Below are 16,882 nucleotides of genomic sequence, written 5' to 3'. Positions count from 1 at the left end.
CCGTCAACGGCAGAATCCGCAGCTCCGGCTATCCGTACGTCTTCTTCCGGCGGGCGCGATGCTGGCGGTCTCCCTGGCCGGATCCGTTGACAGAGGCGAGAGCGGACAGCGCGACGCCGTTGTTCCACAGGCCGAGGTGGTCGCGATGGACGGCAATGACGCCGTTCTGCACGACGCAACGCTCAGCAGGACCGCTGAAGTACGTGGTGCTCACGAGGATCGCCACGTCGGCGCCGAAGTGCACTTGGGAGCCGAGGAGGTTGCGGACCTCGCAGTTGGAGATCTTCCGCTTCGGGTGGCCCCATTCCGCGTTCGTCAGATCCCCATGGCCCATGCCAACAGCCTGACATCGCCTAGTGCTGTGACCGGGAAGGTTCACCGGGTTGGGTTGTCAGGCCGCGGCGGGTAGGGGTTTGCCGCCCCAGCGGATGCTTCTTTCGCTGCGGATGCGGGCGCGTTCGCGCCGTTGGGCGGCCAGGACGTCGGGATGGCGGGCGTTCTGGTTGCGCCAGCGGAGGTAGGCGTGCAGGGCCCGGGTCTGGGCGGTGTGGTTGGGGTGGTTCGAGTTGGCCAGGGTGAACTGCCGTAGTGGTCCGAAGTGGGCCTCGATGGGGTTGGCCCAGGATGCGTAGGTCGGGGTGAAACACAGCTCGACCTTGTTGCGGGCCGCCCACCTGCGGATTCGCCAGTTCAAGTGGGCGGAGAGGTTGTCCAGGATCACGTAGATCGGGCCGCCGTCCGGACGAGCCGCGCGAATCGTTCTCAGCGTGGCCCAGGTGTGGTCGATGCCTTTGCGGCGCCGGTTGATGCCCCACATCTGGTCGTCGCCGACGGAGTAGCAGCCGTGGAAGTAGGTGATGCCGTGGGTGCGCCGGTAGGTGGCCGACAGGCGGTCGGGCCGAGTCTGCTCGGCCCAGCAGGAGCCGGCGGTGGGACGGATTTGCAGGGTCCCGAACTCGTCGAACGCGAAGGTGCGGTCCGGCCGCTGGTTGATCGCGTACTCGATCCGGGCCAGCTTGACGTCGAAGGCCGTGTCTGGGGACTCCTTCCAGGTCTTCGTGCGCTGGAAGGAGATCCCGCGGCGGGCGAGTAGGCACCGCAGAGCCTCCCGGCCGATGAGGACGGGGGCGGGCACGGTTTCGTCGCAGATGATCGGCGAGCTTGCGGATCGACCAGCGGGTGAAGGGCTTGCCCAGCACCGTCGGGCGGGTGGTGGCCGTCTGGACGACGAAGTCCTCGTCGTCACGATCGAGAAGGCGGGGACGGCCTCCCGCCCATCGAGGGTTCAGGCATGCGAGCCCGATCTCGTTGAACTTGTGGATCACATCGCGGACGGTGTCCTCGTCCGCCTGGACCAGGCGGGCTATGACCGGGACCGTGCTCCCGCCGGCCGAGGCCAGCAGCATCATTGCCCGCCGAAACCGCAACGAACTCGTGCTGCCCCGCCGGACGATGTGCTGAAGTTTCTGCCCTCCTGCTCGGTCAGCCCGCGAACCCGGACCGGTTTTGCCATCCCACCTCCCCACGCTGCTTGGAGAACTCATTTCCAAGCAGCACAACGAGCAACCCGGTGAACCTTGCCGGTCACAGCACTAGACCCGGTCGTACCTGAGAGTCGTCTCGCCGAGCCCGGGGGCCATGCTGCCCATGAGCTGACGAGCCAAGTCCTCCAGGATCGATGGGTTGGTAGCGAGGAACTCCATGACCCGCTCAGATCGCTGCTCAGGCGAAAGCTCTTTCAGTTCCTGCTGCCATGCCAGGGTGGCAGCACCGCCATCCTCGACCTCGGCATTCATGATGAGTCTCCAGAGCGCCTGCTGGGCGTCCTCACGAGCGAGCCAGGTCATGAACATCTGCTGGAACTCCACGCTCGTCACAGTGGCCTTCGGGCCGCTGGGCGCGGTGGCCACATCCTGGGAAAGCGTGTCAGCCGCAACCCCCGGAACAGCAACATGAGGTGACGTCGTGCCCCCGGCCCGCAAGGCCTTCTTCTGGGCTCTGCGGGCCTGCTGCTTCAGCACCAAGCCTTCGCGCTTCGCAACGAGGACCGGCACGGCCTGGGTGTGCCACCAATGCGCAACGAGAGGTTTCGCGATTTCTACGAGACCATCGATGACCTGGACCGCGATGTTAACTACGGCCTGTTGTCCGGGGGTGAGCTGAGGAGGCTGATCCTCCACGTACTCGGTGACGTAGACGATCTCGGGCTTGTCTGTGAAACCTGACTCCTTGTCGGCCTTCAGGCGGATCTCGACGTGCTCCGGCCCCTTGTCGCTCGTCCTGGGAGTGAACCCACGACTCCAGCCTTCACTCTTCCGCGAGTCGGCGAGGCGCTCACCCCTGGGGATGCAAACAACTGCTTCGACCTCTTCGTACTCTTGGTCCTCGGCCATGCGTCCTCGGCATTGCTCGGGTGCTTCTCGGCGCTCGGTCGACGAGGAAGTCGCGATAGTAGAAACTTACCCATAACCGTAGCTGTAGCGTCCGACGATTCGACAGGTTCGGCGAGCATCGCATCAGCCGCCACAGAGCCGCAGGTCCAAGGTCGTCACCAGTCCCCTTGCCGGATCCGCTCGTCGGACACGATCCCGTAGACGTACCGCCCAGAACGTTCGGGGCATCGTGGAATCTCCGACGGCCCCGCGATCGGCCATGCCTCCAGCGCTGACCTGATCTCGTGCCACTGCACGTTGCGCCGGCTCTCGACGATGACCAGGGTGTAGCGGTTGGTCCGGTAGATGAAGGGCTTGCCGGTCTTCGTGTAAAAGACATCGCCCTGGTGCTCCTCGATCCGCGGCCTCGCCGTCTCCATGTTGGGGCCAACCGGCACCGGCTCGGGCGGAGGTGGCGGCGGCACTGGATGCCCTGCCCACCGGAGCCGTTCCTCCGGCGTTGGCTCCCGGCTACTCCGATGCCATGACGCACTCCCTCGCACGGTGGTCGAGGTCACGGCCAGCTCTGTTCCGTCCGGCAGCACCCCACGGCCAGGCTCTCGGTAAGGCTCCACAATCGTGATGTCACGCCGCTCATAGCCGAGCCTGCTGGCAACTGACTCCAGGGTCCCCATCTGAGTGTTCCCGACGTACGACCACTGGTCCTCGCTCGCATCGTCCGAGAACTCCACGACGCCAACAAGGTAGACCCCGTCCTCGTTCGGGTCGCCGAAGAGCTGCCGCAAGCGGTCGGGGCCAAAGTCGCCCGTCATCTATCCGTCCACCCCTGCATCGGCGCCATCAGATTCTCCGTCGATCAACGCGATCACAGTCTCCTTGGCTTGCGGCTGAGTCGTGTGCTGTGCCATCCGTGGCCCGATCACGGCCACCCTGTTGAGCACCTCGGCGGCTTCCTCGAGTGCGGTTGAGGGCCGCAGCACGAAGCGCGCCAACTCGACCTCACCGCTGAGCTTGGCCCGCCCCTAGCCATAGCCATTGCCGAGGAAGGCTGGAGCGCCGAGCCTACCCCCTCTCGAGAGGTGAGCACTGATAGCGCAACCCTCGGCTCACGATCTTGAACCGGTCCCGGCCCTGCGCGGAGAAGGGGTTCGGGAGCTCGAAGACCCTGCGGCCCTCGGGGGCGAGCGCGGAGGTGATCAACAGGATGCGGTAGCGGTTGCCGCGTGCGTGGCGGCGGGCCGCATCCACCTCGGACGGTCCGAGCTCGAACTCGACCCGGTCGGCGCTCGGTTCGCTCAGCGCCTTCACCTCGAAGAAGCGGGTGGTGTCGCGCCACGTCACCTCGAAGTCGTACCCCAGCGAGTCGGACGCGTCGCGGTCTCCGTTGACGACAGCGGCGTATCCGGACCGCCAGTACACGTCCGCGTACCGGCGCTGGAGCCATGCGCGGGCCGCTACTTCTCCGACCAGGCCGATGGCCGAACGCTGGTCCTCGTTGGTCTGGTTCATCTTCGCCACGACGATGCGCTGCCTAGGGGAGTTCGTTGCCCCGCGTGGCCGGGGTACGCCGTGTACGGCGTCCAGGCGCACCCTGCCGCTCTGCTCAAGGAAGGATTCACCGACCGTGCGCGCCGCGATGTCCGCGATGGCGGAGAGCTGGTCGCGTCCCACGCTGACTTCGGCGTCCCCGATGGTGATGGTGCGCGGCACGGTACCGCCGGTACCGCCGGAAGCACGGGAGAGGCGCTTCGCCGACCGCGCCAGATCGTCCGGCGTCAGGCCGAGCAGGACAAGGTCCGCAGTCCGCGGCATGCCGTCGGGCCACTCCACCGCGCGCTCCACCGCATCGATCAGCTGGCTCTCGCCCAGCTCCGCCAGATCGCCCAGCCCGGACCTGTCGACGCAGCTCTTGGACTCCAGGAAGACCGCGCCGTGCCAGCCGCTCGGAGGTTCGACGCCCTGCTTGCGGCACCAGGCCTCCACCTGGGGAAGCAGAACCTTCACCAGGAGGTCGATCGCAGAGGCGTTGCGTTCACGCAGCAGGTCGACGGGCGGGAGGGTTCCCGGCCGGTCGAGGTCGTCGTCGGCGCCGTGCTCGCGCAGCCACTCCCCCACCCTGGCGCGCATCGCCTCCGGGGGCGGGGTCATGAAGCGGGGCAGCCAGTCCGGGTCGGGCCGCAGGTCGTGCAGGCCCCGGGCCGCGGCGTACGGGGTGCAGTCGCCGCCCTCGTCGGCGACGGCCGCGTAGCGCTCGCGGAGCCGGTCGAGGATCGCGTCGGCGTGCGCACGCACGAAGTCGCCGAAGGCCTGCTCGTGGACGTCGGGGTAGGAGTACGGCGAGTACCCGGGGCCGAGCGTGGCCAGCGCCGCGTTGAACTCCATGAAGTCGAGCCGTAGTTCGTCGCGCAGTTCAGCGGGCGTCGTGGAGGAGCGAGCGAGGGCCACCAGGGCCTCCGACGGGACGAGCAGGCCGGGTGCACACCGGTCGATGACCGCCTGGAGTTCGGACTCGTTTCCCGCACGGGCCAGGAGGTTCTCCGACTCCTCGTCCCAGTCGCCGGTGGTGACGCAGGCCAGGACGGGACGGATCAGCCGTACGGCGTCCTGCACGTCGCCGGTGAGATGGCGTCTGATCTCGGTGACCTTCGCCTCAGTCGTGTCCAGTGCCTGGGCGAGGGAACCGTCGTCGATGTGGGCGGGCACGTGGCCGTCGAAGAGCCGCTCCAGTTTCACCAGGACGAGTTCGAGCGCGTCCTGCAGCCATGGACGGTTCAGGAGCTGTGCGATGGCCGGTGTCGCCGCCTGGAGTTCGTCCCAGCCTTCCTCGCTCCTCCAGACCACCACGGTGGGGTGGTCGTCGTCGGGCAGTGGCAGGGCCCGGGTGGTCGACGGTGGTTCGGCCGGTGCGCCGGCGATGGCGATCTCCACGTCGGCGGCGTGCACGACGCGGATGGTGCGGAGCCGTTCGAGCGCGGCACGGACGCCGCGCTCGCTGCGCCGGACGAACGCCCCGGACTTCAGCTCCATGGCGAGGGCGACGACGGTGACCAGCCATTCCCCGCGCTCGACCAGCGCGGTGGCCGCTCCGTCCGGGGTGATCGGGGAGCCGTCCCGGTGCCGGACCTGCACATGGGTGGCGGACGTGCGTTCCACCCGGAGCCCGTGTGCCCCGGCCAGTCGGACGATCGCCTCCCCGGACTCGGCCGGGGCGACCAGGACGGGGTGACCCGCCAGCTCGATGAGCGCTTCCTTGAGGGGGTCCTCCTGGTCGCGTACGTAGACGGTGGCTCCCCCGGCGGAGGCGGGCACCGTCAGGGCGCCGAGCATGTTGGCGCGGCTGACGGCCAGCCGGATCTCCTCGCCGGGTTCCCAAGGCCAGGCTCCCGTCTGCGCGATCTGCGACCAGGCCCGCTCGTAGTGCCGTTTGAAGGCGACGCTGAGGTACTCGGGGACCTCGCTGTTGTCCAGCGTGTCCCCGAGTTGCAGCACGACCGCCCCGGCGTGCTGTGGGTCGTCCCATCTGCGCAGACCCAGGTGGAGGAGTCGGTCGGCGACGGTCCTGTCGGCGAGCAGCCGCCGGATCGTCAGGGGCAGGGCGGGGACGAAGGCGGGGAGTTCGCCGTCGGTGCTGAACCACGCCTGGCCGGGCGCGACGAAGAAGGGTCCGTCCGCTTCCTCCACGGGGAGCCATGCCAAGCCCCGGAGGAAGGAGGCGAGCGGTGTCGGCCAGAGGTGTTCGTCTTTGAAGGGATACGTCGGCCTGTGCACGGTGAAGGTGAACACCTTGCCGTCCCAGGTGCGGAGCCCGTGGAGGAGCAGTTCGGCGAACTCGCGCCGAGCCGTTCTGGGCAGTGCCGCGACGTCGGCCGCTCCCGCGAGGTGGGCCGGTGCGCGCGTGAACTCGTACGGGGTCCACGGGTGCGCGAACTTCGTCCATTGTTTGCGGACGTCCGCGGTCCAGGCGGCGGCGAGCTGGTCCCCGAATCCGAAGCGTACGGCGAGGCCGGCCGGATGCAGGTCGTTGCCGTAAGTGGGTTGCAGCCAGCCGCCGACGTGGGCCGGGCGTAGCCCGTCGCACACTCCCAGTGCGGAGAGGAACTCGACGTAGGCGGACGGGTCGCGGACGGGTGTGGGCCAGTCGTCCGGTCCGCTGATCCAGCCCTCTCGCTGAGCGGCGATCGCGGCGGGCACCCCGGCCCCGGCTTCGCCGAGGAACCGGTCCAGCCTCCGTGCCCCCTCGGTACCCCAGGCGGGTGAGAAGGAGCACCGCGCCGCCCTGCCCCAGCCGTCGGCCGCCAGCGGGACGCGGAAGGGAATGCGGGGCAGGCGGCCTCGCTGGGTCTGGGTGAGGGTCGGGTACTGCCGGAAGGCGAAGACGAGGGCGTCGCGGCCGAGGGCATCGGTGGGCCGGCCGGCGAGCAGGTCCTCCAGCGCGTCGAAGAGCCGGTCGAGCTCGTACGGGCGCACGAGCCGGTGGCGCTGGAGGAAGTCGCGCCCCTGGGGGTCCCAGACGATCGCCGGGTGGGTGAAGGCGATGCGGCGGCGCAGCGCCTTCAGGTCACCGGAGACCCGGGTGACGGAGTCGGCGTCGGGGTGGAAGAAGACGGTTCCGTCGTTCTGCTGCGACTCGGCCGCGCCGCCGAGGGTCTTCCTCAGCCGCAGGCTCTGGTCGAGGATGATGCGGCGGCCCCGCAACGCCTCCTGGTCCCTCGCGAACGCATGCGCGACATCACCGTAGAAGTCGCCCCACAGGGGGCCTGCCGCGGTCTCGTCCTCTCGGGGCAGCGTGGCAGCCACGCGCTCGGCCCATTCGGCCGACAGTGGTGCCGGTGCGCGAAGCGAGGTGGGGAGGACGGCTCTGCACAGCTTGTCGAGTCGCGCGTGGCGGACGGAACCGACGGACGCGGCGAGCAGCGGAGCTCCTGCGCGGGCGAGGGCGTCGGTGGTCAGTACCCGCCAGGAGCGTTTTCCTTCGGGCCACGCGTAGGAGTCCCGCAGTGAGCCCCAGGTGTCCGCGCCGTGCAGCGGGACGATCGGTTCGGTGGCGAGTTCGCCGTCGAGAGCGTCGTTCAACCGCTTCGGTGCGTCCCAGCTGACGAGGTCGACCACGAGGTCGGCGGCCACCAGGTGCGGTGATTCCGAGCGGATGCGCCGGCTCAGATCCACCGCCAGGTGTGCGACGTGGTTGAGGAGGTGGTCATTGAGTGCCACCGACTCGCTGATGTCGAGCCGCGCCAGTTTCGTGAAGAAGGGGGCGTGGACGTGCCCGGGGAAGGGAGCCCGGGCAGCGGCGGCCATGGGGAGGAACGTGTACATACGGCCGTGCGCGAGCGGGGTGTCCAGCCTCAGGGCCACCGCCACCCAGGCGTCGGAGTTCCAGTTCTCCCAGGCTGCATCGATCTCCCGGGCTCGTACGCTGCGCCGGATCGCCTCGCTGAGGGCGCCGGCCTCCACGGTGCGGCGCGCCAGCAGATAGCGGCCGGCGTCAGCGAGGTCGACTTCCGTCACCCAGTCGCTCGCGCGGTCGCCCTCGCGGTCAGTCTCGCGGTCGCGGACGAGGTCCGAGGCGTGCTCGGTACGGGACAGGACCCGCGTGAACGCGTCAGGGGATTCGCCGCGCACCTCCATGAGGAGTGCGGCCACCCGGTCGAGGAAGAGCAGGAGCGGCGCGTCGCCGTTCGCCATCCCGCTCATCTGCGCCACGGCGAGTCCCCAGGCGTGAGGGTCCCGCAGCGGGAGCCGTACGACGGTGGAGTATCCGTCCTCGGCCAGTTCCTTGAGTACAGGGTCCGTGACTTCGGCCGGCACGGGCAGTGCGAGGGGGGAGATGTCCTCGACCACGCGGGCCGCCAGCCCGGGATCGTCCACGAGGGCGTGTACGTCGTCGGGTCGCGCGAACCGGAAGCAGTAGCCGTCGAACACCGGGGAGTCGGCCGAGGTCTTGGAGTAGATCTCCGGCCAGTCGGTCAGCTGCAGCACGCTGCGGAAACCGAGCCCCTTGTTGCCGATGCCCTCGCCCGCCGCCTTGCTCGACAGAGCCACCTCGGTGATGGCGCGGAAGTTCTTCTCCTCGAAGGGCGCGCCCTCGTTGGCGACGTAGAGGACACCGCCGCCCTCGTCGGGGACCGCGAGGACGGAGATGCGTCCCGGACGGTCGCTGCCGAGTGCGTCGTGCCCGTTCTGGACGAGTTCGAGTACGGTGCGGCCCTCGTACTCCTGGGCGGTGTCCTCGCTGACGGACTTCAGGCTCTCCGCGAATCGCCATTCCTCACCGGCGTGCTGGTAGATCTCGATCCGCCGTCGGGTCAGGGCGGTCACGGTGTCCCGGAATGCGCTGCCGACGGTGTCGTACGTCGATGTGATGGTCGTTCCCCTCGTCCCTCGAACGCTCGCCGCACGGCGCCTACCGGGCGGTGAGCCCTGTGGCGCCATCAAACCGGATCAGCGATCACATCGTCCGAGGATTCCGCATTCTGGCCCGCGGGCCGGGAGTGCGCAGGGCGCAGAGGGCAGCGCCAACGGTCGACTACCGAGTAGGACCCGCAAGGGCCCCTCCGTCCGGGGGTTCCTGCCTTGGATGCGTGAGCGGACGTTCTGGCACATCCCAGTGCTGCCTGGATGCGCGACACTGTTCAGCCCCCTGGCCAAGCCGTCCCAGCCCGCACGACGTCGTCCTTAACCACCCCAGTCAAGACCTCCGTCCTCTACCAACCCGTTCCCGGTCTCACCGAGGTACAGGGAGGCACCGGTCTCGCCACCGACTTCGCCGACCTGCACGCCGACGCCCGCGAAGTCGACCGCCTCCGCGCCCGGCTCGCGCCGAATCAGCCGGAGTGGGCAGGTCGGCACCTACTCGTACACAGTTCATGGGGCACGTGCCTCTTTGTCAGCGACAACGGCACGGAGATCGATTTCGACTTCGCAGCCGACCGGAGAGAAATCTTCGACCTCTGACGGCTGTGCTGGTACGGGCTGAGCCTGCCCGAACCTCTTGACGTCACGGACCAGGGCTTCTGACCGAGGTGCGGCCGGGGTGGTTCAGCGTCGCCAGCTGATCGCGTCAGGATCAGGTCCCAGGCGGCGCAGGCATATGACTGGTGCGACACCTAACCGCCCACCGACGGTCAGACCGCGTGGGGCCAGACCGTGACGTTGCCCGCTGCCACGCGGCCTCGACCCACGCCCCGTCGACACCATCCGGCAGAGGCGGGTTGGCAAGATCGAACAGGATCACCGAGCCGCCCACGTCCAGGGCCGCCCCTCCGTCCTCGTCGAGACTCAGCCGTCCACGAAAGACGATGCGGTCACCGTCTTCCCGCAGCTCAGGCGTTCCATCAGTGCTTTGCCGGGCGTTCTCCGTCCAGACGATGTCCTCATCCACGGTCCACTCGACGTGGTGCTCTCGCCCCACCGCCTCGGGCGCCCCCTGCCAGAGCAGCGCAGCAGTGCCCACTGCCGACTGCACTCGGGCGAATATCGGCCCCGACCGGGCCGGCTGCACTGCCTCTACTTTGACCAACACTCAGCCATCATCCTCGACGGGCTTACCAAGCACCTTCGCCAGGACAAAGCGCCCTTTAAGTCGCCCTCACCGCCGACGTGATCAGTGGTTGCGATCGTCCTTGGCCGAGATGGCACTGAGCTGCTCTGTTGGCTTGAGAACCACTCGGAGACCGACGTGACAGCGAGCGGCACCAACGAAGTTGTGAAGGCGGGCAAACAAGTCGGGGCGGATCAGCAGATCTGCCCCCTCGATCGCGGGCAGCAGAGGTCTGTAGTTCCCGTCGTGGACAAGGTGGCCTCGCCATTGACGACCGACCAGTGCTTCTCCCTGCGCGTCGCTGAGGCTGAAACCACAGACTCCTTCCGTGGGTTCGAGGCCGAGAGCAGCAATGACGCTGACAGCCGGTGCGAGGACAAGGTGAGGTAGCCCCAGGCCGTACGAGGGAAGGGGCGCGTTGACTAGGGTGGTAGCGCTGGCATCGGTCAGAGCCACGAAGGGTTGATCTGTGGTGCTGATATGCCTCACGGCCGCGCCCGTGTCGACAAGGTGAGGCACCAGATGCCGCAGCGGGCGCGTCCACAACTGCCAGGGAGCTTTAGCGAGGGGCAGGGGGCTGGCCGGTGTACGACCGCCGCCAGCCTCCAGTCCGACGATGATCTGTATCTGGCGGGCGGGCTCATCTGGATACCGGCGTGCAGGGGTAAGTTGCCGTTCGGTGAACCCGATCTGTACCCATCCCTCGTGGGGGCCGCTGCTCACACGAGGGAGTGCCTCGACGCCGTCCGGCAACCGTCGTTGACCGGCAACTGACTCGAATCCCACAGGTGACCAGACGCCAGGTTCGCCGCGGCTTTCTGTGAACCAGGGGGCAGGGTCGAGTGACCACTCCAGAATTTGTGGGCGAGTGAGGGGCCGCGGCACGCGGGCCAGCTCCGCGCGCAGCGCCGCTCGTGGATCGTCACGTAGTCGAGCGGCAGTCTTGTGTTCGAAGATCTGCGCATTACCGCTCATCTGTCCGGCTTGGGCAAGCGCGACGCGCAGCCCGGCCGCAGCTTGCTGAAGTGCGTCTTCGGCAGCACTTTCGTCAGCAAGGTAGGCATCGGGCCATTGAGTCCCACTCGGGTGGGTGAGCGAGTCCAGCTGGTGCCCCATCAGCGCTTCAACGTGCTGGGGGAATGCCTCAGTGACGAGGTCGACAACGGTCTCGTGTAGTCCCGGAGGATCACCCGCGGAGATGAGACGGGTCGCCAGATGTTGATCGACGATCTCGGTCGCTGCCTCTTGGAAGTTTGTCACGGCGTGCCTTCCCTACGAGAAAAGACGGCACTTACGGCACGTGTGAGTGTCGGGTGGGCCGGTGTTGCGGGGCGGAGGAGGCTGACGCCCAGCACGCGTAAGGATCGCAGCAGCTTCGGCCCGCACGGACAGCATGTCACTGCTACACAAGGCAACGAGTCGGACGAGGAGTGATGCGTCCAGGGAGTCCGGTGGCAAGTGGTCACACAGAACGGACAGGAGCCAGGTTAGTGGCCCGGCACCGAGGGAGAAGGAAAGCACGTTCGCAAGTGCGGTCTGGGCTTGACCGGGGCGGCTCGCCAGCAGCACAGTCGCCGCGATCAAGGCGCGGCGTTTGTCGCCGCGTTCGGGTAGAGCAAGGGTGGCCAGAGCAAGAGTACACAGCGCGGTGTCGATGTCTTGCCGTGCGGCCGGTTCCGGGCTCGGCTGATAGACGCCGTCATCGAGACGGGCGTCGCCGGGTAGGCGGTGAGCGATGACTTCATAGGCCGCGTCCCAACAGGAGAGCGCGTCGGCTCCTGGCGTCCCGTCGAGCGGGGCCTGTGCGGCGAAGGCGGAGACCAGGGCCTGGCTGACACCAATCGTCCGGTCGTATGAGGCGCCGGCCACGGCGCGTGCCACTTGGTCGGCGAGCAGGCTGACTGCGGTGGAGGGATCCGCCCTGTGGGCTTGCTGCCATAGCTCGAGCCTGTCTTTGCCCGCGAAGGAGCGCCATCCGCCTCCTCCCCGCATCGTGGTGAAGGCGAGGGCGCCGGCCGTAGCGGCGAGCGTGCCGAGGGTGTCGGGGGCAGCCTCTTGGCGCAGACAGAGCCCGGTGGCGATATCGGCCAGAAGTTCACGCGGCTTGTACACACTCGTGTCTTCGGCAAGCCGGTGCAGCAGTCGGGTCGCCGCATCGGTGCCGTGTCGGTCGGCGATCTCCAGGAGCCTCCATCCGACTGTATTGGCGAGGGCGTCTGCCGACCACCGGGGGCCGGGAGGAGCTTTGTATGGCTTGTCGTCGTAGTCACGGACTGCGGCCAAGGCGCCGGCAGCACCTCCTGGCAGTGTGGGGCGCTGTTGCGCGTGCAGGTAGGCGTCTGTGGCATAGCGCCCTTCGGGACCGTACCAATTGCGAGAAGTCTTGGTCGTGGCCTGCTTCGGTGACCACAGCGGACCGCCTTCACCACCGCACTGCTGCGCTGCCGCGGACAGCGCCGTGGCTCGTGGGTCTCCGGCACTGCGAAAAGTGGAGACCAGGCTCTGGTCGTCGTAGGTGGCAGTGATCGCGTTGGCTAGTACCGGCAGCAGGCGCTGTGCCCGTGCCGCATCGTCGCGGGGTAGGTTCGCAAGTCTGTGGAGAAGAGCGATGTCGGTGTCGAGGCTCTGGCCCGCGTGGCCGGCAGCGATCCTCAGCGTGGCCAGGATCACGGGGTCGGCTGTGTCGACCTGTGTGGCGAGCAGCTGGTGATGGGCTTCTTCCACTCGGGCGTCGGGTAGGCCGGGCTCGGCCAGCAGAGCACGGGCTCCCAGTTGTGCGGCGGCCTGCGGATCCAAGCGGGCCAGCAGCCCCCACCATGTATGGGGAATTCCACTGGTGCCTCGTCCGTTGGTGTGCTGGGAGACGAGGTAGGTGAGAGGCTGCGAGCGGGCGAGCCTCTCACGGGCCCGAGCAGGTTCGGCCTGGAATAGCACGGTCAATGGATCGAGCAGCTCGCTGATGGTGGCGTCCTTGTGGCCGCCATATGCGCCCATGAACCGGGCGGCGCGGTCCCAGCACTCCTGCGCTGCTGGCAGATCGCCGCAGGCGAGACTCACGCGGGCCATTTCCAGCTCGAAGTCCGCGTCTTCCGCATACAAAGCCCGGCGGCCTGCTTGTGCTGCGCGCAGGGTGTCCATGAGTTCGCGCACGACACCGGCTCCAACCCGGCCGACGCTCTCGGCGAGCAGGGACACCAGTTCCGTCGTGATGAGGGGCCCGCTCCCGGCCATGCCCATGAGGGATGTGGTGGTTCCGTGGCTGATGGCCTGCAAGGCTGCGATACCCAGCGCCACGTCCTGGTCCCGGAGCACGACGACGGCATCGTGCAGTACCTCTCGCACCAGTCTGTGGATGCCGCCGAGATCGCTTGCCTTGGGCTGGCCCGCGAACGGCTGATTGTGCTGGGCCAGATGCTCAAGTGCCACACGGGCGGTCAAAGAAGCCGCCTCGGCTGGGATGACGCCCGCTTCGACATCGTGGCGCAGGCCCAGGGTCGCCACGGTAAAGCGCAGCCACGCGCGGTAGAAACCAACGCCCTCAAAGAGCGGGAGCAATCGGGCCGCGGCCTGCCGGTCGCAGACATGAGCCACGGCAAGCAGCGACAGCCACCTGTTCACCGGAGCCGGCAGGTCGCCAGCGTGGTCGGCCAGCACCTCCCGCGTCGCCTTCTCAAGGACATCGGTGATGCCGCCGGAGAAGACATCATGCACCAGATCCGCCGCGGGCACGCCGTGACGGAGCAGACGCCGCGGGTCGCACGGCCCACTCGCCCAGGCCGCTGCGGCCAGCATGCGTGCCGAAGGCAGCTCTCCTACAACGTCGGCCCGGGCGTCGGCGAGACACAGCAGAACAGCCACACGCCGGTCAGCACGCTCAATGAGCTCCACGCTCGCCATCAGCGCCTCGTGCCCCAAACACTCCAGCACTACGCCCAGCGCACGCTCAACAGTCCGCATATTCTCCTGGTCAAAGAACTGCGCCACTCTCTGCGCGACAGGGCGCGGCGCGGCATCGCCGTCGATGTTCCTGCGTGGCTGCCTGATCCGTCCACGCAGCTCCGCGAGGAACACAGCGTCGTCAATGTCAGAGCCGTAACGGACATTGTCGTCGCGTTCCTCCTCCCAGGCCGCCAGGTACGTCGCCCACGGTGCGGCCAAGCCAGCACGATCGACAGCCGCGCACAGCGGCAGGCCCCATCGCGCCATCATGGTGCGCTCGCCCTCGTACATCAGGCTCGCTGCCACCCGGTCGGCCCCACACAGTGTCACCAGGACGTCGGCGTACGGCACGAGGGAGCCCGGCAGGCCCTCTTGCTCGTAGGTCACCCGGGCCCGGCTGAGTTCGACGCAGCGCACCAGTGTGGACCAGTCACTCCGGACTGCCGCTCGCTGCGCGGCCACGGTCAAGGTGTGGACGATGGCCTGCGGGGGCTGCAGACCGGCAATCGCTCGGGAGAGGAAATCTGGTCCGATGTGAGAGGCCAGCTCTTCGTCGTGACCCAAGGCGGACAGAAGCTCCGGCAGGTGCCGAAATGCCCGCGGGTCCGTGAAGAACCCGCGCCTGGTGAGCCAAGCGGCAGCCTGTTTCCTAACGAGATCGACCCACCCCTGTTTGCTGTCGATCTTCCGGATGAAGCGGCTGAAACTCTCATGGATCTTCAGCCCGCCGATGCCCGGCTGCTGCGCGACAATCGGTGCCACACTCGTCAGCGCAGCGCCGAGCAGCGGACCGGGCAGCGGGAAGATCTCTCCAAGCTCCTGCGCGGTGACGGCGAAGTCGCAGATGGCAAGCATGCTGACGGCCTGCCGCTGTTCGCTGGTAAGGCCTTTGAGAAGGTAGTCGTAGTAGTCGTCGAGGTCTTGTGCTGAGGAAGGAACTGCGCGCAGACGCTCCAGAGGGTCCTCAGCAACGTCTCGTGCCGACAGCGATGCCACGACGGGTGCCGGTCGCACCGCCTGTCGGCATAGGTACGTGGCGTAGAGGGCATTGCCCCGTGAGCGCTCATCGATCAGCCCGACAGCGGCCTCTGCAAGGTCAGCGGATGGCTGTTCTGAGCCCGATTCCGCCAGGGCCGACAAGACACCCAGCCGATCCGCCAGCGCATACAGCTCTCCACGATCAAGAGCAGGGACCGTCAGGTGTTCCGCATGGGCGCCCAGGGCTTGAAGATGGAGGCCAGGCTGGCTGGCAAGGACCAGGACGACACCTGGAGGCAGGCTGAGGGCAGCGAGTTCCTCCACCAAGGAGGCGGCCGGGTCCGACTGCTGCTGAAACGCGCTGCCGGTGATGCTCCCGAGGACCCGGCTGACATGGTCGAGACCGTCCACGATCAGCGCCACCGGCTGATCCGGAACCAGGCTACGCACGGCTGTAACTGCCGCCGAGAGCGTCTCGGAGGTGGCCGCGTAGCGTGGTCTGATCTGCGCCACAGCCTCTGGGACCGCTGTCTGCAACTGCTGCAGAAGACTGCCGATCACCACTTCGGTCAGGACACGATCACGAAGCCGCTCGTCATCACTTCCGAGCCAGCAGTGATGCCTCGCAGCGACCCAGGTGTCCCCGAGCGCATCACCGAGCTGCTCGCACAACCAGGACTTGCCGACGCCAGGACCACCGGTGACAACGACGACACCGCCCGAGCGAGCCGCACTCTCCAGGGCGGCCACCATGCGCGTAAGAACCGTCGGACGAGTCACCTCCGCGGCACGGTCCACAGGGTGCCCTTCCTGAGCCGCCCCGAAGTCGACCCTCAATGCCATCCGGGGAAACAAGCTCTCGAGAGCCACCGTCCCCGCTCTGGCACGGGCCTCTTTGGCTGCCTCGATAAGGGCCAAGGCTACATCTTCAGGTGCACGATCCCGGTTCGGCGGCCGGCCGGCGCCGAGTTCCTCCCGGACGCGATGCAGCAATGCAGCCTCGGCGGGCCCTGGCTCGCGAACGTTGAGCGAACACGCCGGTACACCCGTGTCGACGATCAAGGAGGCGCATGCGCTCCGGAGCAGGTCATCGTCCATGTCGACGAGCATCGACCGCCACGGCTCGTGTTCCCGCAGCGCAGTGGCGCTGAACCGAAAGCGCCTGCTGCTGAGCCCCAACAGCGCTGGCCCCGGGTCGCTGCTCGCGCTGAGAGGCTGCAGAACCTGGGATAGATCAGGGTCATCCGGTTCCGTGTCGCGTACCACGAGGCGGTGCGAGGTACGGGGATCCGTTTGCAGATCTTGACTGACGGAGGCGAACAGCAGATCCAGTTGCAGGCCGCGCTGGTCCTTGGTGAAACTCTTCAGCGACAACGTGCGATCGTGAGTCGTGTGCTTGATCTGCAGCCGCTCACGGCTGCCGTCGGCCCACTCGCAGGTGATGTCGTCGAACCGGTCCCCAGCGAACATCTTCGTGTCGACGAGCACCGACCTCGCACGTCCCACCGTCAGATCCACCAGACGCAGCGCGGTGAGTAGATCCTGATAGGCATAACCAAGATGCGTCGGGCGCAGGTCCACACATACCTCCGGCACGCCCTGGCTTCACAGGGACGTCGGCCCCGGGCATGAGTCTGAGCGAACTCTAACCTCAGCAGCCCCACCGCTGTCCGGTATATAGCCTTCGTAGCTACCAATCAGACAGCTACGAGATCGCGTAGGGATCCGACTGCATCCGCTGGTGCGTTGACTGCGCCTCGTTCTTGAACGACATCTGCCTTCGCGGCCCGCATGCGGGCAGTCCTCACGCTCCCCTCCCTCGAAGTACGCCGCTGTAGCCGCTGGCATCCCGCACGGCAGCGGGGCCCACGAAACCGCAAGACGCCCCACGGCTCTGCGCCGCCGGCGGGCCGCCGCAGTGCACGCAACGGTCCTCCCGCTCGAAACCCTGCTGTGCGGCAGCACAGATTGCTGACACGATGCCCTGCACGACTGGTCCATGGAGCGACCCTATTGCGGGACTGATGCCGTA

General features: G+C 67.6%; 7 protein-coding genes and 1 pseudogene. 1 reads left to right on the top strand and 7 read right to left on the bottom strand.

Features of this window, described 5'->3' with window-relative positions; translation table 11 throughout:
- Window positions 1–28: 28 nt before the first annotated feature.
- The 5 genes and pseudogenes from GKQ77_RS00965 to GKQ77_RS00945 all read right to left on the bottom strand — a co-directional run bounded on the left by GKQ77_RS00965 (window position 29) and on the right by GKQ77_RS00945 (window position 8,711).
- Window positions 29–334 carry a restriction endonuclease gene (locus GKQ77_RS00965; protein WP_219686651.1) on the bottom strand — a complete coding sequence of 102 codons (306 nt, stop codon included), beginning with the start codon at window positions 332–334 and terminating at the stop codon, window positions 29–31.
- Between the two features lie 57 nt (window positions 335–391).
- Window positions 392–1,513 (bottom strand): annotated as a pseudogene (locus GKQ77_RS00960) (IS630 family transposase).
- A gap of 79 nt (window positions 1,514–1,592) precedes the next feature.
- The gene (locus GKQ77_RS00955) at window positions 1,593–2,393 is read right to left on the bottom strand and encodes a hypothetical protein (RefSeq protein ID WP_219686650.1); all 801 of its coding nucleotides are present in this window, start codon (window positions 2,391–2,393) and stop codon (window positions 1,593–1,595) included.
- A gap of 155 nt (window positions 2,394–2,548) precedes the next feature.
- Window positions 2,549–2,830, bottom strand: coding sequence for a hypothetical protein (locus tag GKQ77_RS00950; RefSeq protein WP_219686649.1), 282 nt, complete (start codon window positions 2,828–2,830; stop codon window positions 2,549–2,551).
- A gap of 625 nt (window positions 2,831–3,455) precedes the next feature.
- On the bottom strand, window positions 3,456–8,711 hold the full coding sequence (locus GKQ77_RS00945; protein WP_219686648.1) for a sacsin N-terminal ATP-binding-like domain-containing protein: 5,256 nt from the start codon (window positions 8,709–8,711) through the stop codon (window positions 3,456–3,458).
- A gap of 300 nt (window positions 8,712–9,011) precedes the next feature.
- On the opposite strand from GKQ77_RS00945, the gene GKQ77_RS33125 reads away from it, so the two are divergent.
- Window positions 9,012–9,347, top strand: coding sequence for a hypothetical protein (locus GKQ77_RS33125; protein ID WP_258020670.1), 336 nt, complete (start codon window positions 9,012–9,014; stop codon window positions 9,345–9,347).
- 649 nt (window positions 9,348–9,996) lie between these two features.
- On the opposite strand, the gene GKQ77_RS00935 is transcribed toward GKQ77_RS33125, so the two are convergent.
- Both GKQ77_RS00935 and GKQ77_RS00930 read right to left on the bottom strand, forming a co-directional pair.
- The gene (locus GKQ77_RS00935; protein WP_219686647.1) at window positions 9,997–11,193 is read right to left on the bottom strand and encodes a hypothetical protein; all 1,197 of its coding nucleotides are present in this window, start codon (window positions 11,191–11,193) and stop codon (window positions 9,997–9,999) included.
- Between the two features lie 12 nt (window positions 11,194–11,205).
- A complete protein-coding gene (locus GKQ77_RS00930) occupies window positions 11,206–16,431 on the bottom strand; it encodes an AAA family ATPase (RefSeq protein ID WP_219686646.1) in 5,226 nt (1,741 codons plus the stop codon).
- Window positions 16,432–16,882 lie beyond the last annotated feature (451 nt).

Origin of the sequence: Streptomyces anatolicus (genome assembly GCF_019400875.1) — a bacterium.
GTDB lineage: Bacteria > Actinomycetota > Actinomycetes > Streptomycetales > Streptomycetaceae > Streptomyces > Streptomyces anatolicus.
Note: the sequence above shows the minus strand (reverse complement) of the source record. Positions and strands in the feature narration are given on the sequence as shown.

What these genes read in the sequence shown, in the direction of transcription:
- GKQ77_RS00965 (WP_219686651.1), bottom strand. Translation starts at nt 334, where the DNA reads ATGGGCCATGGGGATCTGACGAACGCGGAATGGGGCCACCCGAAGCGG.
- GKQ77_RS00955 (WP_219686650.1), bottom strand. Translation starts at nt 2,393, where the DNA reads ATGGCCGAGGACCAAGAGTACGAAGAGGTCGAAGCAGTTGTTTGCATC.
- GKQ77_RS33125 (WP_258020670.1), top strand. Translation starts at nt 9,012, where the DNA reads ATGCGCGACACTGTTCAGCCCCCTGGCCAAGCCGTCCCAGCCCGCACG.